Source organism: Idiomarina sp. (genome assembly GCF_048265525.1).
GTDB lineage: Bacteria > Pseudomonadota > Gammaproteobacteria > Enterobacterales > Alteromonadaceae > Idiomarina.
The window spans coordinates 572,790-589,974 of sequence record NZ_JBLXBI010000001.1 but is presented as its reverse complement, the minus strand read 5'-3'; the positions used below and the strand labels follow the sequence as shown (position 1 = coordinate 589,974).

Genomic DNA, 17,185 nt, shown 5'->3' with positions numbered 1-17,185 from the left:
CTATGACTGCAACCCTTGCCAATTCAGAGTTTGGCAGTAGTCAGCAATAGCTTGAATGGCTTTTGCGTCTTCTTCACTAAAACGTCCCACAGACGGACTGTCGACATCCAGTACCGCAACGGTTTTACCATTAACGACGATAGGCGCAACAACTTCACTGTTTGATGCAGAGTCACAAGCTATATGCCCGGCAAATTGGTGAACATCTTCAACCCTCTGGCAGGTTTGGGTTTCTGCAGCAACGCCGCAAACGCCCTTTCCGAAAGAAATACGAACACAAGCAACGCGGCCCTGGAAAGGACCTAACACCAACTCGTTATCGGAACGGGTAAGGTAGAAACCTAACCAGTTAATGTCTTCAATGTGCTCATAGAGTAGCGCAGAGATATTCGCAAGGTTTGCAATTAAATCAGGCTCACCTTCTGTTAAGGCCCGGCTTTGGGCTAATAGGTCAGAATACAGCTGAGAGCTCATAATTCGCCTTCTTGTTGATCGAGTTTGAAACGAGCAATTTGTTCGCCAGAGTCCGTTTTGAACTGCTCTTTTAATTGCCGTTTGGTTTTCGTAATTATTTCGCCGTTAGCACCTATAGTAAAAGCTTCCTCAGTGCTGGCGCATCGAGCCTGATAAGCCATAACCAATTGAATGGAGTTTTCACGTTGCTCATCAGTTAAACGATTACCATCCGGCCATTTACCGGTTTCAACCGCCTGAACCAGACGCTCGTATATGTCCTGATTCATACTTTTAATTAAGTCGTCGAATTGCATAGTTTACCGCTTCTTCTTTTTTAAAAAGACAAGCTGCACGCGGTTGATTATAAACCAAACTAATCCCCCGACCATTAAACCAACGGCAACGCTGTATTGCCACGTTTTAGGCATGGGTTGCTGAAGGAATAAATAAGTAAAAGCGGCAATCGATATCAGTAAGGCGAGCATTGAACGGGAAACCAACTTATCGGATTTTTCCTGCTTTATCCTTATGGCTTCACGCTCTATATCATCTTTAGACTGACCGGCCAGAACAAACTGGCAATGCGGGCACTCTTTTACTTTGCTTGAAATTCGCTTATTACACGAAGGACATTGTGTTAACGCCATAAACTACCTATCTCTTATGCAGTCCTTGCAATATAAGGCTTTTGCTCTCAATTTCAAGCATTGCGAGGGAATAAAAAATAAAACGGCCAACTTTGGGTTGACCGTTTTGCTTTAATTGACCGTTATTACGTTACTTTTTCTTGTCGGCATCGCCAAAGTCTTTCCAATAAGACTTAACCGTTGATTTCATTTCCTTATGAAGCAAAATCATACCCAGTAAGTTGGGCAATGTCATAAGGACAATAGCAACGGCGGAGGCTGTCCAGACTAGAGTGGTATCTGCAAATGACGCCCAGAAAAAGCCGGCGACATAGAGTATGCGGTAAGGCATAACTCCCTTTTGGCCGACCAGATAAACGACCGCCCTGTCACCGTAGTACGACCAGGCTATTGCGGTAGAAAAAGCAAACATTAGCAGAGTAATGGGAATAATGTACTGCCCGTAGTCTCCGAAATACCCATTAGCAAAAGCCAACGAGGTCAGAGCCGCGGAATGTACCAGTGATTTCCCAACAACTTCAATGTCCTCTTTAATCAGATTACCTTTTTCAATTCTAACCTGACCATTGTAAGCGTCTTCTCCTGCTATAATGAAACGCACGTCTTCAGCGACTGAGCGCGCATGCAAAATAGTAATTTCACCATTGGTCTGTGCTTTACCATCTACAACATCCAGCGTACCTGAAAAGCGTTTAATTTCAGTATCACCGATCCCGTTCAGGTATTTATACAACTCTTGACGGTCTTCACTATCTACGTCGTTGTATTCACCCACTACGAAATCGAGGTCACTTCTGGCGAAATTGTTCTCAAACTTCTCGGTCCATACCCCGGAAGACAAAATAACCAGACCGGTTAAGGTACAGATTAAGATGGTATCCAGGAAAGGTTCAAGAATTGAAACCAAACCTTCCGCAACAGGATCTTTCGCTTTTGCTGACGCGTGTGCGATTGGAGCTGAACCCTGCCCCGCTTCGTTAGAGAATAAGCCACGGTTTACGCCACGGTTAAACGCATAGGCGAAGCTGGCGCCAAGGAAGCCGCCTGCCGCTGCAGAACCGGTGAAAGCGTCAGTGAAAATAGAAGCGAAAGATGAGCCGATATTATCGATATTGAAGAAAATAACGCTCAAAGAACCGATAACATAAACAATTCCCATAATAGGAACGATTTTTGAGGTAACCGCTGCTATTCGCTTGATGCCACCAATAATAACCATTGCCAGCAAAATAGAGAGGATAGCCCCCGTCCAGACCGGATCAATTGAAAAAGTCTGCTCCATTGACTGAGCAATGTTATTAATTTGCGGCATATTTCCGGTGCCAAAGGAACTAACGATAGTCGCAATGGCAAAGATAACCGCTAACCATTTCATATTAAGTCGGCGGTCCATATAGTACATAGGGCCACCGGCCATGGTGCCGTCTTCGGTTTTGACACGGTATTTATGCGACAAGGTAACTTCGACAAACTTCGTGGTCATACCAAGGAATGCCGTCATCCACATCCAGAAGATAGCCGCCGGGCCTCCCAGAAATATTGCCAGCGCAACTCCACCAATGTTACCGGTGCCCACAGTGCCTGATAACGCGGTCGATAAGGCCTGGAAGTGGCTGGTATCACCTTGTGAGTCTTTTTTATCGAATTTCCCTGCCAGTACTCTCCAGGCATGTCTGAAATAGCGTACCTGAGGAAAACCAAGATACAGTGAGAAAAATAATCCCACACCGAGCAAAAGAAACGGGAAGTAAGCTGCAGAGCCTAGAAACCCGTCTATCCAAAGCAAAAAATTGTTGAGCGCTTCCAAGGAAGACCCCCTTTTGTTGTTATTATTTTGTGATCCAACTCTAGTTTTAACGCAATTTTGGTGAGACTGCCAATATTGCGGTTAAAACATCTTCTCCTAAACGCTGACAACGAGCGACTGACCAGCCGAAATCTTCGTCAGGCAAGTCTGCATTGTCTTTAAACGGCATTTCCAGCGTATAAGATAAACACTTGAAACGCTCACCCACCGCAGAGTTTGCGACTGTCATATTTGCTTTACCCGGCTCATCCAGTTCATAACCGTATTGAGTCTGAAACTCCGGAGTTGCAGCTAAAAAGGCTGACTTAAAGGTTTCTTCTAAGTCTTTGTGGCGCTCGTCATATGAAGGAATACCTTCACAGCCCGCGACAAAGTTATAAGGCAAAGCTTCATCACCGTGCACATCAAGAAACATATCAACACCAGTTTCCTGCATGCGTTTTAGTACATAAAAAACTTCCGGGCTTTTCTCCAGGCTTGGCTCTGCCCATTCGCGGTTCAGGTTCGTGCCAACAGCGTTCGTCCGAAGATGTCCACGAACACTACCATCCGGGTTCATGTTTGGTACGACATAAAAAACGTTTTCGTCTAACAACTTACGGGCAACGCCATCTTCGTCGTCTAGTAAACGTGTAATTAAGCCTTCCATAAACCACTCAGCCATTGACTCCCCCGGATGCTGGCGTGCAGTCACCCAAATGGTATTTTTATGCTCAGCAGGTTCACCTATAACCAATAAGTTTAATTCGCGGCCGTCTATCGTTTCGCCTAGTAGCTCGTGATAACAGTCAATTGACTGTTGAGCTGATTGAACCAAGTCCTGATGACGCTCGTACGAATAAGGAATGAAATACGCATAATAAACGCTTTCCTGCTCTGGTGTATGACGAATAGTCAGCTCTTTGCCATTGTACTCCGTCGGAACCCTGAACCAGGTCTCACGATCGTATGAGGCAAGTGCCTGGTATTCTTTCCACCCGTCGGGGTAAGCAGAATCAGATGCATTTTCAATCGTCATCACGTGCTCTTCGCCGGCTTCAGCAAACAGCTTAAAATGGAACCATTGATAAAAATCAGATTGATGATCTTTTTTGATAGCTAAACGAATGTTATCGGCATTGTCTGAACTGATAACTTGAATATTGCCACTGTCAAAGTTTGCAGTGATATGCATACTTCACCTTTATGTGTTGTTTCTGAGAAAGAGAGTAGAAAAAAAGCGCCCGCAGGCGCTTTTTCAATTATTTAGGTAAATTAGGAACCTTAAGTCCGGCCATAGCTTCAGCCACACGAATAACCTGGCAACTATAACCAAATTCGTTGTCATACCAAACGTACAGTACTGCTCTGTCGTCTTCTACTATTGTTGCCTGAGAGTCAACTACACCAGCATGACGTGAACCCACTAAGTCTGAAGAAACGATTTCAGTCGAAGCGGTATAGTCAATTTGGTTAGCCAGTTCTGAATGCAGAGAAACCTGACGCAGATAATCGTTTAATTCATCACGACTTGTCGACTTTTCAAAGTTCAGATTCATAATTGCCATTGACACATTCGGGGTCGGCACGCGAATGGCATTACCTGTCAGTTTACCAGCCATTTCCGGAAGAGCTTTAGCAACAGCTTTAGCCGCGCCGGTAGAGGTAATAACCATGTTAAGAGGCGCTGAGCGACCACGACGTTCGGCGGTATGATAGTTATCAATCAGGTTTTGATCGTTAGTGTACGAGTGAACCGTTTCTACGTGACCGTTACGAATACCAAACTCATCATTTATTGCTTTAAGCACAGGTGTAATCGCATTGGTCGTACAGCTTGCTGCAGAAACAATTTTATCACTGTCTTCGATCATCTTATCGTTCACGCCAAAGACGATATTCTTGATATCACCTTTTGACGGCGCCGTCAGAAGCACTTTATCAACACCTTTTGATTTCAGGTGCAGACCCAGGCCATCTTCATCTTTCCAGATACCGGTATTATCGATAACAATCGCGTTATTAATACCGTACTGGGTATAGTCCACTTGGTCTGGCCCATTAGAATAGATCACTTTAATACTGGTACCGTTAGCTTTTATGCTCTGGCTATCGTGATCGACAGTTATTGAACCGTTAAATAAGCCATGGATTGAATCACGGCGCAGTAAACTTGCCCGCTTTTCTAAATCGCCATCGCGACCGCCACGAACAACAATGGCACGTAAGCGCATTTTGTTGTTGCCGCCATTACGTTCAATTAACTGACGAGCCAATAATCGGCCTATCCGTCCAAAACCATATAAAACCACGTCGCGTGGCTCGATATTATCTTCTGAGTCAATGATATCTGCTAACTCACGTTTGACGTAATCTGTAACCGACAAACCATCAGCTTTATCACCAAACAAGTAACCATAGGCAAGTTTGCCCAAATCAACGCGTGCCGGGGACAATTTCAGCTCGGCCATAGCCTGCAAGAACGGAAAGCTTTCGCGTAAACGAACTTTCTGCCCTTCGTGGCGAAGAATAAGACGGTGTGCCTTAATAATATTAATGGTCGACACGTTCAGTAATGAACGGCCATAAACCAAAATTTCAACACCGAAGTTCCGGTACAACTTCCCAAGCAAAGGTTGCATCTGCTCGGCGAATTCCTGACGTTCCTGCCAACTTGATAAGGTTGGATCCTGCTGGTTAGAGTTCATAGTGAGCCCTGTCCTCTATGGTAATGTCTGTGAGCTTATAAAGTGCTACGCTTAAAAACCGCGATATTGTACTGAAAAGCTTGGCATGAAGCCAATTTTACGAAACAATTGTGTTTCACTAAAAAAATGTTGATACCTATGTTTAAAAAAATTGTTATTACAAGTGCTGCTCTCGCTTTAACCGGATGTATGGAAGGAAAGCCGTCAGTCAGTAAAATCTGCGAGTCTACTCCTGGTATTTGTAGCGATTTAAATACCGATAACTGGTGCAACGTAGAACGTAGCGAACTTATTTACAGTCGTTATGAACGTAGTCTAAACGATACGAGCGAAAACCAGTATTTCGTCATGCGGGATCTGGAAAAGTACTCAAAATGTATCGAGCTGGCTGCAACACTTGAAATGACAAAATCAAAACAGAAGCAGTCGGATCGTTTAGAGGCCTTTATTAACTCACGAAAAAATATAGAGAAGCTGGCTGACGAGACCGCCGATTCCGAACACCCTCTATGGCTATACTGGCATTGGGCCAACCGAAGCGACCATGAAGCACTGGATAAGCTTCTCGCACTAGAGGGCAGCAAACAAATGGAAACACCTGAACTTAAACTAGCGTTAGCCACCTATTATACCAAGAAAGACTCGGAAAAAACCTTTGAGCTTCTTTACAGCGCGCTCCGGCTGTATCGTCCCGATGACAAAGTAAATCCTGAAATACCTTCAACTCTAGTTTCTATGTATTTAAAAGAAGGCAATGGCCCTGAAGCTTATGTCTGGTCCCAGGTTGCCTGGCAGTTCGGCCAGAAAAACCTGGATAAAAACAGTATGAAATCAATTGTTAATGCCAGCGAAGACCAATACGACGACTGGGATGATCGCGCTGAAGCGATTGTCGATAAAATTGAAGAGGGTAAATTCCGCGGTTACTACTCATCGTCTTCGTGACGCATCGCTAGTGAGTTAACGCAATAGCGTTGTCCAGTTTCTGTTGGGCCATCGTCAAATACGTGGCCCAAATGCCCACCACATTGACTGCAGAGTATTTCTGTACGGGTCATGCCATGGCTTGAATCTTTTACATAGTCAATTGAGCCTTTTATGGCTTCATCAAAGCTTGGCCAGCCGCAATGCGCATCAAATTGATGTCCGGCTTCAAAAAGTTTCTGACCGCAACCGGCACAACGGTAAACGCCGTCTTTATCACAGCTTAAATACTTTCCGGAAAAAGGCCGTTCAGTGCCCTTTTCTCTTAATACATAATAAGCTTCATCGCCTAATATTTCGCGCCACTCCTGTTCACTTTTGTTACTCCAGTCGTGTTCACTCATATTTGCTTAACTCCTTTATCTTTCAATTAAATTTCGTACTACTGTAACAGTCCATGTGCTAAACTTAAGCTTAAATTCATGGGTAAATTTGCTGAGGTTTTGCATGCTTCGTCGTACCAAAATTGTGACTACTCTCGGGCCGGCTACTGACTCTGAGGAAACGCTCAGAGAATTGATAAAAGCCGGTGCCAATGTTGTTCGTTTAAACTTTTCTCACGGCAATGGTGACGATCACAAGCAGCGCGCTTCCATGGTCAGAAAAATTGCCCGGGAATTAAACGCCCATATTGCCATTTTAGGTGACTTGCAGGGACCAAAAATTCGAGTAGCCCGCTTTCAACAAAAACAAATTACGTTGGCTGTCGGTGATAAGTTCATTTTAGACGCTGAACTTGGAAAAGACAGCGGCGATCAAGAACGTGTCGGCCTCGATTATAAAGACCTGCCGACAGATGTCAGCCCCGGAGATCTTCTCTTACTGGATGATGGTCGTATCCAGTTAAAAGTTGAAGAAATTGATGGTAGTCAGGTTAAAACAGAAGTCACTGTTGGCGGCGTGCTTTCTAATAATAAAGGTATTAACCGCCAGGGTGGCGGTTTGTCAGCTGCCGCATTAACAGAAAAAGATTTAGCGGACATTAAACTGGCTGCGGAAATAAACGTAGATTACCTTGCGGTTTCATTCCCCCGCTCTGGCGACGACATTAATCAGGCTCGTCACTTGCTCAGGGAAGCCGGTGGACAAGGCGTATTATGCGCTAAAATTGAACGTGCGGAAGCCGTTGCCAGCGAGCATGCATTAGATGACATCATCAGAGCATCCGATGCCGTTATGGTGGCCCGCGGTGATTTAGGCGTCGAAATTGGCGATGCGCAATTGGTGGGTAAACAAAAGCAAATTATTTCGCGTGCACGCCAGTTAAACCGTGTGGTTATTACTGCGACTCAAATGATGGAGTCAATGATTGAGAACCCAATGCCAACCCGCGCCGAAGTGATGGATGTTGCTAATGCCGTACTGGATGGCACAGATGCTGTAATGCTGTCGGCTGAGACAGCTGCCGGGAAACATCCGGTAGCAACGGTAAAAGCCATGGCTGAAATTTGCCTAGGTGCAGAAACACATCCAACCGCTCAGTTACGCCATCAGGATCTGGAAGAAATGTTCTCCAGCATTACCGAGGCGACAGCTATGTCTGCCATGTACGCAGCCACCCACTTAAACGGCGTCAAAGCTATTGTAGCGCTAACTGAATCTGGTTTTACCGCTAAGCTTATGTCGAGAATTACTTCTCACTTACCCATATTTGCATTATCTCGCCATCCGCAAAGTCGCGACAAATCAGCTTTGTACCGCGGTGTTTACCCTATAGATTTCGACTCTACCAGTGTCAGTAATCCAATAACTGAAGCTATTGAGGTAGTGAAAAAGAGCGGACACATAAAAGCCGGGGATTTAATCATACTAACCCACGGCGATGTAATGGAAACCGTGGGCTCAAGTAACACCTGTAAGATGATAGAAGTCCGTTAATCTTTAAAATCATCAATTAAAGAGTCTAGAAGGTCGATGTATTCATCGGCCTTTTCTATCACTTTTTTGCGTTGTTCTCCTGTCAGGCTCTGATACATATCCCACAAGAACTCTTTACGAAACTGGCTATTTTCATCCGCTTTTTGCTGCAGCTCTTCACTTCTTAATTGTTGTGGGTCAAGAACTAATGATGATAATCGATTTTCATCTACAGATTGCTTCAGCAACGCTTTCTCAAATTCACCTAACCAATTTGAGCGATAGCTTAACCATTCCCCGCGTAATTCAGGAGAATCAGCTACCCAGCTGCGTAATAACTTATCCTGCTCTTTAGTCAGAGAACCAATAATATCTTCTAAGTCCTCTTCCACTTCCGAAATACGGTCCAGCCTTCTTAGTATCGGATTTTCTTCCTGGTCGTCCTGAAAGCGCTGATAACGCTCTTCCTGCGCTTCTTCTAATCGACGGATAAGTTGTTGCCGTTGCTCGAGTGAAAGGGTCGCTAATAAACCCGCTTCGGCTTCTGTTCGTACTAAAACATTATCCCAGAACGTCCAGAGCTTATCTTCAAAATCACTGATATCTTTTTTGCTCAGCGTCTGCTTATCGACCTTATCTCTCAGTTTTTTCAGTTCATTTCTGTACAACGGGAGCTGAGTTTGTGCATGCCAAAGATGCATTTTATCAACTTTCTCTGCTAGCAGCTCTTCCTGCTCACCGGTTAAATCAACGTAATCTTTTATTTTCCACTCAACCAGAGTGTCAGCGAACTTGTAGCCAAGATTCGCTGTACACCCTGCTATCAGGATTAGAGAGGTTATTACTGCCAGCAGTCGATACATGATTAGCTCAGAATAAGTTGTTTAATTCGGTCTTTATAACTACGGCTTACTTTCAGTTTTTGACCATTTTTTAATTGTAAATGGTACTCACCATTTTGCTGGTTACAGAGCTTTTCAACCTGTTTGATATTAACAATGGCGGAGCGATGAACCCGCTGAAACAATTTAGGGTTTAAGTCCTGTTCCAGTTCTTTCATTGTGCGTCGCAGAATATGAGTATCGTCACCGGCATGTATGCACATGTAATCTCCGGCGGCATCAATCCACTTAATATCTTTGACGGCAACCCGGGTTATCTCACCGCTGTCCTTTATAGCGATATAGTCCGGGTATTGGTCTGCGGTGATATTTTCGCCTGAAGCCAGTTTCTCTAATAGAGTGTGAGTATCTTGCCCGGTTACCTCCGCAACTAAACTGATAAGTTTGTCCTGGTGTTCATCGTTAACCGTCTGATGCTCATTTATAACGCGCTTAACGCATTCAGCCAAGCGGTCGTCATCAACGGGCTTCAGCAAATAATCCAGCGCCCTGACCTCAAAAGCTTTGATAGCGTATGTGTCATAAGCTGTCACAAAAACCACGGTTGGCAACTCTTGCCCTTTTTCCTGAACCGCTTTTAATACTTCAAAACCATTAAGTCCGGGCATCTGTATATCAAGAAAAATCAAATCAGGTTTATTTTCGATAATGACATCGACGGCTTCCCTGCTGCTTTTGCATTCAGGTATTAACTGCAGTTGCTCAAACTCCTGTAAACGAATAGCCAAGCCCTTTCTGGCTAAGGGTTCATCGTCAACAACCAGGGTTTTCAATCGATTCATCTTTGACTCTCCAACATTTCCATCGGAATGGTAATACGAACACAAAGACCGCTTTCAGCACCCTTTAGCATTTCAAATCGATACTGCTTGCCATATAAGGATTTAAGCCTTTGACGAGTGTTATTAAGCCCGACACCGTCTTTGCGGAATAACTTTTCCGGATCTGTTTCTATTTTCGGCCCATTGTCACACACCTCCAGAATCAGATTATCTCTTTCTGACCAGGAACGAACTCTGATTTTCCCTACCCCTTCAACATTTGAAATGGCGTACTTAATTGAGTTCTCAATTAAAGGCTGGCAAATTAAACTAGGAACCAGGGCATTCTTGGTTTCATCTGACAAATGAATGTCTATTTCAAGCTGCTCGTCAAAACGTACTTTTTCGATATCCAGATACAAAAGCAACGCATCCACTTCTTTTTCCAAAGTCACTTTTTTAATCGGCTCATTATCTAAAGAAAAACGCAGGAAATGGCTTAACTTATTCACCATCAAATTGGCTTTCTCATTCTCTTTTAGCAAAATAAGCGTAGAAATTGCGTTTAAGGTATTAAACAAAAAATGCGGGTTGAGTTGGTATCGCAGCATTTTCAACTGCGCCTGATGCGCCATAGATGAAGCCAGTAAGGCTTTTTGCTTCTCCTCCTGCAGCATTTGATAATACTTAATACCAAAATAAAGCCCGCTCCAGCTAAGAATGATGTAGAACTTAGCCAAGCTGTTTTTCAAATAGAAAAAAGGACTGTCCGGGCGAAACCCAAATTTATAAATTTCCCAGTAAGTTGCGTTATCAACAATGGCCCAGGCTACAGCGGTAACATAAGAAACCACAATGGCAATTAAAACCATAAGCGCCGGTGGAAACTCCCATATACGCCGGTACAAATAGCGGAGCGGAATAGTACTTAAAAAGCCGGCATAAGCCCCCAAAATAATAATGAGGGTGTAGATATCCCGCATTTCATGCATTAGTGACCCTATGTAATTCACTAACGCATAACCTATCCAGCCTCCCGCCTGCAGCAACCAGAAGAACCGGTTACGGTTGTCCATCAATAGTTGCCACTGCGTTTTTATCGGTTTCTCCATTATGTTGAGGACTCTAAACGCGATAACTCGTCAATATCCACCAGGCTTCCGGAGAAAAGAGAGTTAACCTCATCTTTCTGGTTCCCCATAAACTGGACACCTAACTCAAGCTGGTCATCCACTTGCTTTACCTGCCGGACTATAGCTTTAAGGGTTAAGTCGCCGTTATTTTTCTGTTCTATTTTAAGAACAATTTTACTGCCATTTTCCCAAAGCTCGTCTATTTTACCTTCAGGCTTTTCATGCTTAAGGCGACATCCACTTTCAGATACATCCAGCACGTGTCCTTTGAAAGTCTTCTCCTCGCCTTTTACTGACTGCCCTGAGACTGAAGCAGGTAAAAAGGCGTCAAACCGACGCCCTTTTCTAATAACCCGGTGCTCAATCTGATTCGGCCACATAATAAAAAGCATCTTCGTTGGATGCGAGATGACGTAACTTATTTCACTGCGAAACGCACAAATTTCACCATTTTCGTTTTCCAGAACGAAGCGGACAATAACAGGGGTTTTCTCCTGCAAAAGATCACGCATGTCATTGTATTTACGCGCGTCGGGCATATTAACGATAACCCAGCGCTCGTTAACCGCGCCAATAAACTCCGAATAAAACCGAGCAGGAACGTTCGAGTTGGACAGTTGAACTTCTATTTTCTGACCTGTGACGAGCTGCGAAATTTTGCTTGGCATAGGGGTCTCTTTGCGATGAATCAATATGTTACTATGATCGCTAGTTGTCAGGCTGTGTCAAGCAAAGGAGCGTCTCTTGATCGCTTACGATATAACACCCATCGATTTACATGGGCATTTATTTAATGTCTCTCTCACTATTGAACAAACCAACGATGAGCAGGAACTCTGGTTACCTAACTGGATTCCGGGCAGTTATTTAATACGGGATTTTAGTAAGCACATTATTGGCTTACACGCCGAAAGTAACGGCCTTTCCCTGCCGGTTAAGCAAATAAGTAAGAACCGCTGGCAACTGGCTCGCTCAAAGCATCCTGTTACTGTTCACTATCAAGTATATGCCTGGGACTTATCGGTTCGTTCGGCTTATCTGGACCAGTTTCAGGGCTTCTTTAATAATACCAGTCTGTGTCTTGCCGTAGAGGGACAAACTGACCTTCCCTGTGAACTGCATTTGCATGCGCCGCCAGAAGCCCCTCAATGGAAGGTCGCAACTGGGATGCCCCGGAAAAATGGGCAAGCACATTCCTGGGGAAGCTTCCGGGCCGATAATTATGATGCGTTAATTGACTATCCTTTTTTAATTGGTGACTTAACCATTGAGGAGTTTATTGCTCACGGTATTAAGCATTCTCTGGTTTTAAGCGGCCGCCATTTTGCTGATACCTCCCGCATAACGGCAGATTTAGCCAAAATTTGCGAAACTCAGATTAGCCTGTTTGAAGAAGCACCTTTTCAGTCTTATACCTTCCTGACCATGGTGGTAGGAAATGGCTTTGGCGGACTGGAGCACAGGAACTCAACCGCACTACTTTGCAGCCGTAAAGATTTAATCAGCGCTCACCAATATGAAATGAATGACAGTTATCAGACCTTTTTGAGCCTGTGTTGCCACGAATACTTCCACAGCTGGAACGTTAAAACTCTGAAGCCACAGGCTTTTCTTCCTTATCAGTTGGAGAAAGAGTCGTACACTGAGCAACTCTGGTTCTACGAAGGTATGACATCCTACTTTGACGACTACCTTTTGCACACCAGCGGTATTATTGACGAAAAGCGTTATTTAAAACTTTTGGGCGACACGCTATCGCGGGTTGAGCGTGGTGCCGGTCAATATCAACAAAGCGTGACAGAGTCGAGCTTTCTGGCCTGGACTAAGTTTTATCAGCAAAATGAGAATGCGCCGAACAGTATTGTCAGCTATTACGCTAAGGGGGCTTTAATAGCACTTAGCCTCGATCTCATGTTGCGTCTGCAATCTGATCATAAACTGACTCTGGCAAGAGTTATGAAACAGCTTTGGCTTGAGTTTGGTAAAACATCCATTGGAACAGCCGACGACACGGTCATTAACTGGCTAAATCAGTATCCCGGCATTGATGTTTCCGACTTTTTGAAAGACGCTTTATACAACAAGGAATCGTTGTCGCTTGTGGAGCTACTGCAAAACTTTGGCGTTATGGTTCAAAAGCAAGTGCCCGTTGATGATAACAGCGTCGCTGGAAAAGCTTCGGAACAGCCTGCGCGTGTAAACTTTGGAGCTAAGTACAAAGCGTCATCCCAGGGTCTGGACGTTCTTAACGTGTATCATGATGAAAGCGCTTATCACGCAGGTCTTTCTGCAGGTGATAAAATCATCGCCATTGACCATTTGCAGGCAACCGAGCAGTCGGTTAAACGAATTCTGGAGCGCTATATTCCCGGAGATACGGTGACGATTCATGCGTTTCGCCGCGACGAGCTAATGACACTGGAGCTTACCTGGCAAGAACCGGCTAAAAGCAGCTATGTTTTAAGCATAGAACAACCAGATAAGCTGAAAGGCTGGTTAACGCCTTCCGGCTAATCCTGATAAAGCTGGGGAAGTAAGGCCGGATCTAACCGTTCATTTCCCCAGTTAACCCGCCAGTCCAGATGAGGTCCCGTAGCACGGCCTGTAGCACCTATAGCACCAATTGAATCGCCCTGCTCAACTTTGTCACCAACCTCTACATGCAGCTCACTCAGGTGCAAATAAGTTGTGTTCACTTTATAGCCATGCTCAATAATGATAGTACCGCCCGAGTAAAATAAATCGGGTTCAGCCAGAACAACTTCGCCCGGCCACGGCGCTTTAACAGGAGTTCCTGTTGGTCCGGCGATATCTTCCCCATAGTGTGGATTGCGGGGCTCGCCATTAAAGATTCTCTGACTGCCGTAAACACCACTAATGCGGCCTTCGGCGGGCTTAGTAATTGCAGTCAAAAAATCCGTTCGTGTGGTTTCTTTTTGTCTGGCCAGCCAAACTTTTTCCGCTTCTTTTCTGGCTCGTTTTACCTGCTCAGGGTCTGGTGTAACGGTTTTTTGCGGTACACCATCGACACGGTCAATCTTGTATTCACGAGGCTCTAGCTTGAGTTCTTTAGTGATAGTCTTTTCGCCTTTACTGACAACTAAGGTGTTTTCTAACTCAGCCTTGCGCGGAAAACCAAAAACAATATAACCCTGCTCGGTTACCTGCAGAGCTTCGCCGTTGAGTGTTGCGGTAACACCAGGCTCAGACTTAGCTAAAATTAAAGCTCCCTGAGTCAAGGAGCCCTTTATTTCCAGGGACAAAGACTCATCCGCCAAGGCCACATTCGTCAAACACAGCGCTAAAGCAGCGGTAACAATCATTTTACGCATAGGCTATTGCTCCTTTTCCTACCCCTTCGAAGGCGCGAACTTCTACAGTCTGACCCGCATGCTTAGATTTAATTTCTGCCGCCAGAAAATCCGCAATACACTCAACAGTTGAGTCTGTCTCTATAACAAAGTTCTCGGTATGCGGAACAATAAGCTCAAACAGTCCCTGGTCGGCAACATAGCTGTAATAGGTGTGAGTCGAGTCGCTGGTTGCAGACGTTGCAGCTTCAGACAGTGTCAGTTCCTTTTTCGAACGAACATCTTCGGTAGTGCCTAAATAAATGTCTTCCCACTTATCTGACCATTCTTTTTCCAACACCGGTTGGCGAATGTTATCCAGTCGAATTTGAATTTTTGATCGATGGCCATGAGCAATACGTTGGCAATTACCATCGTGCTTTTTCAAACCATGTGTGTAGTGATAGTAAAAACCGTCGATATTTTCTGGTCTCAGAAACAGCTGTAGACCTTCGACATTAACCGGTAACTCGCGCTTTATAACGGCTTTCAGGTAGTCCGTTACTGTTTCCATGGAAACAACATCTGCATCGATAAAGGCAAAGGCATCGGCCGGGCAGAACAGATGAATAGAACCTTGTTCCGGGCGCAGAAAATCGACCCAGTTAGCGCTGTCATCAGAGTTGTGTGTTACTTTTGTATACGAATGCTCTGCCGGTACAACCAATTTATGGTCAACCGAGTTATCGATAATGGCTTTAACTTGCTTTTTAACCCGACCAAAGTCGAGCACCATAGATTGCTCATTTAACGCGCCATCCAGCACGATATCAACAATCCAGCTCTCACCAACTATCCCCCTTTCCGGGCATAAGTAAGAGCAATCAATAACGGTCAAATCATTCACAAATAACTGCATAGTGAGCTTTTCTCATCTCTTCTTCGGTAACTGTAACCAGTATAACCTGAAACGCTTTATCAGATAAGCTCTATCAGGTTTGCCCATTCCCACAATAATTTTAACGACAATAAAATAAGAGCAACTCCCATGGTACGGTCAACCCAATGACTGTAGTGCCAAAGTGTTTTAAAAATGCGCGGTTGAGTCAGCAACCAGGTGAGAAATAAAAACCACAGACCGGTCGCAACAATTAGGTAAATACCGTAACCAAACTGGATAGCAAAAGGTGTTTCCGGGGCAATAATAGTAGTAAATAAAGTTAAAAAGAAAATAGTCGCTTTTACATTTAAGCCATTAGTAATAAAACCAACAAGAAAAGCTTTCCGCTTACGTGGCTGAGTGGCGGCTAATTCACTATCTGACATATCTTTTCTGGGCTTGGCTTTAATAGCCTGAGTTCCAATGAAGCCTAAATACAGTGCACCGGCACAAAGTAAAGTCTGATAGAGCCAGTCGGTCTGGTGGATAATCAGCGCCACACCAATAAGGGAATAGGTAACATGAATAATGATTCCTGATGCCACACCTAAACTCACCCAATAACCAGCCTTGCGACCAAAACTCAGGCTATAGCGTGAAACCACCGCAAAATCAGGCCCCGGGCTCGCGACCGCAAACAGATGGATCAAAGCGATAGTTAAAAACTCACTCCAGTAAGACAACACAAACTCCTTATTGCGCAATTCAACTTTAGATGCCAGAATCAAAGTTACTTTTTATTAACTACAGATTACTATTAATCAACATGAAAAACACTAAACTCCCCTCATTAAATGCATTGAGAGTGTTTGATGTCGCCGCCCGAAGTGGCTCTTTTAAACAAGCCTCGCAAGAGCTTGGGGTAACTCAATCTGCCGTCACCCGACAAATACAAACTCTGGAAGAGCAGCTCGAAGTCCGTTTATTCCAGCGAGACAACCGGGTTCATTCGCTCACTCCTGTCGGTTTGGAATTAGCCCCTCAAATTGAGCAAATATTTGAGCAACTGGAGCGTACCATTGAGCGCACCCGAAACCTCAGTGACAATACAACAACCCAGTTAACCGTCGCAATCAGTTCTGAGCGACTGCGCTTTTGGTTAGCGGCAAAGCTTGCCGATTTTCATTCTCTGTATCCGCACATTCAACTTAGCTTCAGCCGTTGCAATGAGTACTTTATCAATGAAAGCGCCGCAGAAATGGCTTCAGCAATACAGCATCAAAGCTGGGATCTTGCCATTGGTTATGGAAAAATCACAGATAAGCATATTCAGTCCATTGTGCTAAAGAAAAATCAAATGATCCCGGTTTCGGCCATTAAGACCAATGACTCACCTTTCCAGCTGCCCTGGTTAATAAATCCTGAAAACCCTGATCATCAGGCAATGTTAAAGACCTACAGTCAACAATTGAAATCCACACGTATTATTCATTGCAATGATGTACAAATGTCGCTGGACTTATCATCCGCAGAACAAGCCGTGGCATTAATTGACAGTAGCCTTATTACGCCCGGACTATCTAATTTAAAAGTTTATAATGACTCCGCACAGCCCTGTCAGTATCCGCTGAGCATCTATTATCGCAAACGACAGAGGCAGCCAGTAGCCTTGGTCGCGTTTATAAAATGGCTGCAAATGATTATTTCTTGAATAAAGACTAAAAAACACGCAGTCAGTTAGGCAAAGCTCATTTTCCAATTTACATACATTCATGTTTGTA

18 protein-coding genes are annotated in these 17,185 nt (G+C 44.4%); 4 read left to right on the top strand and 14 right to left on the bottom strand.

Translation table 11 applies throughout. From position 1 onward, the window contains the following. From ACN0TF_RS02915 to ACN0TF_RS02890, 6 genes are all read right to left on the bottom strand, one after another. Positions 1-474, bottom strand: a complete 474-nt coding sequence (locus ACN0TF_RS02915; protein WP_417440674.1) for a GAF domain-containing protein — start codon at positions 472-474, stop codon at positions 1-3. Beyond that, positions 471-770: a YeaC family protein gene (locus ACN0TF_RS02910; protein WP_417440673.1), complete on the bottom strand. Its 300-nt coding sequence runs from the start codon at positions 768-770 to the stop codon at positions 471-473. The genes ACN0TF_RS02915 and ACN0TF_RS02910 overlap by 4 nt, the downstream gene beginning before the upstream one ends. Positions 771-773: 3 nt before the next feature. Beyond that, positions 774-1,103, bottom strand: a complete 330-nt coding sequence (locus tag ACN0TF_RS02905) for a Zn-ribbon protein (protein WP_011234515.1) — start codon at positions 1,101-1,103, stop codon at positions 774-776. A 130-nt stretch (positions 1,104-1,233) separates the two neighbouring features. After that, positions 1,234-2,910, bottom strand: a complete 1,677-nt coding sequence (locus tag ACN0TF_RS02900) for an alanine/glycine:cation symporter family protein (protein ID WP_110013103.1) — start codon at positions 2,908-2,910, stop codon at positions 1,234-1,236. A gap of 46 nt (positions 2,911-2,956) precedes the next feature. Continuing rightward, positions 2,957-4,084: a M14 family metallopeptidase gene (locus tag ACN0TF_RS02895; protein WP_110013102.1), complete on the bottom strand. Its 1,128-nt coding sequence runs from the start codon at positions 4,082-4,084 to the stop codon at positions 2,957-2,959. 67 nt (positions 4,085-4,151) lie between these two features. Then, complete coding sequence (locus ACN0TF_RS02890; protein WP_011234512.1) at positions 4,152-5,597, bottom strand: glyceraldehyde-3-phosphate dehydrogenase; 1,446 nt, start codon at positions 5,595-5,597, stop codon at positions 4,152-4,154. A 138-nt stretch (positions 5,598-5,735) separates the two neighbouring features. On the opposite strand from ACN0TF_RS02890, the gene ACN0TF_RS02885 reads away from it, so the two are divergent. Continuing rightward, the gene (locus ACN0TF_RS02885; protein ID WP_417440672.1) at positions 5,736-6,542 is read left to right on the top strand and encodes a DUF2989 domain-containing protein; all 807 of its coding nucleotides are present in this window, start codon (positions 5,736-5,738) and stop codon (positions 6,540-6,542) included. Here ACN0TF_RS02885 and msrB read toward each other — a convergent pair. Beyond that, positions 6,524-6,925 carry a peptide-methionine (R)-S-oxide reductase MsrB gene (msrB, locus tag ACN0TF_RS02880; RefSeq protein WP_034820836.1) on the bottom strand — a complete coding sequence of 134 codons (402 nt, stop codon included), beginning with the start codon at positions 6,923-6,925 and terminating at the stop codon, positions 6,524-6,526. The genes ACN0TF_RS02885 and msrB overlap by 19 nt on opposite strands. 103 nt (positions 6,926-7,028) lie before the next feature. On the opposite strand from msrB, the gene pyk reads away from it, so the two are divergent. Continuing rightward, the gene (gene pyk / locus ACN0TF_RS02875) at positions 7,029-8,459 is read left to right on the top strand and encodes a pyruvate kinase (protein ID WP_417440671.1); all 1,431 of its coding nucleotides are present in this window, start codon (positions 7,029-7,031) and stop codon (positions 8,457-8,459) included. Here the strand turns inward: pyk and ACN0TF_RS02870 are convergent. From ACN0TF_RS02870 to ACN0TF_RS02855, 4 genes are read right to left on the bottom strand one after another with little or no spacing between them, the layout of a single operon-like run. Beyond that, a complete protein-coding gene (locus ACN0TF_RS02870; protein ID WP_417440670.1) occupies positions 8,456-9,301 on the bottom strand; it encodes a DUF6279 family lipoprotein in 846 nt (281 codons plus the stop codon). The genes pyk and ACN0TF_RS02870 overlap by 4 nt on opposite strands. A 2-nt stretch (positions 9,302-9,303) precedes the next feature. After that, the gene (locus ACN0TF_RS02865) at positions 9,304-10,122 is read right to left on the bottom strand and encodes a LytR/AlgR family response regulator transcription factor (RefSeq protein ID WP_417440669.1); all 819 of its coding nucleotides are present in this window, start codon (positions 10,120-10,122) and stop codon (positions 9,304-9,306) included. After that, a complete protein-coding gene (locus ACN0TF_RS02860) occupies positions 10,119-11,213 on the bottom strand; it encodes a sensor histidine kinase (RefSeq protein WP_417440668.1) in 1,095 nt (364 codons plus the stop codon). The genes ACN0TF_RS02865 and ACN0TF_RS02860 overlap by 4 nt, the downstream gene beginning before the upstream one ends. Beyond that, a complete protein-coding gene (locus ACN0TF_RS02855; RefSeq protein WP_417440667.1) occupies positions 11,213-11,902 on the bottom strand; it encodes a flagellar brake domain-containing protein in 690 nt (229 codons plus the stop codon). Before ACN0TF_RS02855 ends, ACN0TF_RS02860 begins: the two co-directional genes overlap by 1 nt. Positions 11,903-11,978: 76 nt before the next feature. Between ACN0TF_RS02855 and ACN0TF_RS02850 the strand changes: the two genes are divergently transcribed. Next, a complete protein-coding gene (locus ACN0TF_RS02850) occupies positions 11,979-13,748 on the top strand; it encodes a M61 family metallopeptidase (protein WP_417440666.1) in 1,770 nt (589 codons plus the stop codon). Here the strand turns inward: ACN0TF_RS02850 and ACN0TF_RS02845 are convergent. Genes ACN0TF_RS02845 through ACN0TF_RS02835 form a run of 3 tightly spaced genes read right to left on the bottom strand, consistent with a single transcriptional unit; the run spans position 13,745 to position 16,150 of the window. Next, complete coding sequence (locus ACN0TF_RS02845; RefSeq protein ID WP_417440665.1) at positions 13,745-14,566, bottom strand: M23 family metallopeptidase; 822 nt, start codon at positions 14,564-14,566, stop codon at positions 13,745-13,747. The genes ACN0TF_RS02850 and ACN0TF_RS02845 overlap by 4 nt on opposite strands. Beyond that, positions 14,559-15,443, bottom strand: a complete 885-nt coding sequence (locus ACN0TF_RS02840; protein WP_417440664.1) for a 6-carboxytetrahydropterin synthase — start codon at positions 15,441-15,443, stop codon at positions 14,559-14,561. The genes ACN0TF_RS02845 and ACN0TF_RS02840 overlap by 8 nt, the downstream gene beginning before the upstream one ends. A 59-nt stretch (positions 15,444-15,502) precedes the next feature. Further along, positions 15,503-16,150 carry a LysE family translocator gene (locus ACN0TF_RS02835; RefSeq protein WP_417441106.1) on the bottom strand — a complete coding sequence of 216 codons (648 nt, stop codon included), beginning with the start codon at positions 16,148-16,150 and terminating at the stop codon, positions 15,503-15,505. 80 nt (positions 16,151-16,230) lie between these two features. Between ACN0TF_RS02835 and ACN0TF_RS02830 the strand changes: the two genes are divergently transcribed. Further along, the gene (locus ACN0TF_RS02830; RefSeq protein WP_417440663.1) at positions 16,231-17,115 is read left to right on the top strand and encodes a LysR family transcriptional regulator; all 885 of its coding nucleotides are present in this window, start codon (positions 16,231-16,233) and stop codon (positions 17,113-17,115) included. The last annotated feature ends 70 nt before the right edge of the window (positions 17,116-17,185 follow it).

Bases quoted from the DNA above. Each gene is read 5' to 3' on its own strand.
- ACN0TF_RS02915 (WP_417440674.1), bottom strand. From the start codon at position 474: ATGAGCTCTCAGCTGTATTCTGACCTATTAGCCCAAAGCCGGGCCTTA.
- ACN0TF_RS02910 (WP_417440673.1), bottom strand. From the start codon at position 770: ATGCAATTCGACGACTTAATTAAAAGTATGAATCAGGACATATACGAG.
- ACN0TF_RS02905 (WP_011234515.1), bottom strand. From the start codon at position 1,103: ATGGCGTTAACACAATGTCCTTCGTGTAATAAGCGAATTTCAAGCAAA.
- ACN0TF_RS02895 (WP_110013102.1), bottom strand. From the start codon at position 4,084: ATGCATATCACTGCAAACTTTGACAGTGGCAATATTCAAGTTATCAGT.
- ACN0TF_RS02890 (WP_011234512.1), bottom strand. From the start codon at position 5,597: ATGAACTCTAACCAGCAGGATCCAACCTTATCAAGTTGGCAGGAACGT.
- ACN0TF_RS02885 (WP_417440672.1), top strand. From the start codon at position 5,736: ATGTTTAAAAAAATTGTTATTACAAGTGCTGCTCTCGCTTTAACCGGA.
- msrB (WP_034820836.1), bottom strand. From the start codon at position 6,925: ATGAGTGAACACGACTGGAGTAACAAAAGTGAACAGGAGTGGCGCGAA.
- pyk (WP_417440671.1), top strand. From the start codon at position 7,029: ATGCTTCGTCGTACCAAAATTGTGACTACTCTCGGGCCGGCTACTGAC.
- ACN0TF_RS02870 (WP_417440670.1), bottom strand. From the start codon at position 9,301: ATGTATCGACTGCTGGCAGTAATAACCTCTCTAATCCTGATAGCAGGG.
- ACN0TF_RS02865 (WP_417440669.1), bottom strand. From the start codon at position 10,122: ATGAATCGATTGAAAACCCTGGTTGTTGACGATGAACCCTTAGCCAGA.
- ACN0TF_RS02860 (WP_417440668.1), bottom strand. From the start codon at position 11,213: ATGGAGAAACCGATAAAAACGCAGTGGCAACTATTGATGGACAACCGT.
- ACN0TF_RS02855 (WP_417440667.1), bottom strand. From the start codon at position 11,902: ATGCCAAGCAAAATTTCGCAGCTCGTCACAGGTCAGAAAATAGAAGTT.
- ACN0TF_RS02845 (WP_417440665.1), bottom strand. From the start codon at position 14,566: ATGCGTAAAATGATTGTTACCGCTGCTTTAGCGCTGTGTTTGACGAAT.
- ACN0TF_RS02840 (WP_417440664.1), bottom strand. From the start codon at position 15,443: ATGCAGTTATTTGTGAATGATTTGACCGTTATTGATTGCTCTTACTTA.
- ACN0TF_RS02830 (WP_417440663.1), top strand. From the start codon at position 16,231: ATGAAAAACACTAAACTCCCCTCATTAAATGCATTGAGAGTGTTTGAT.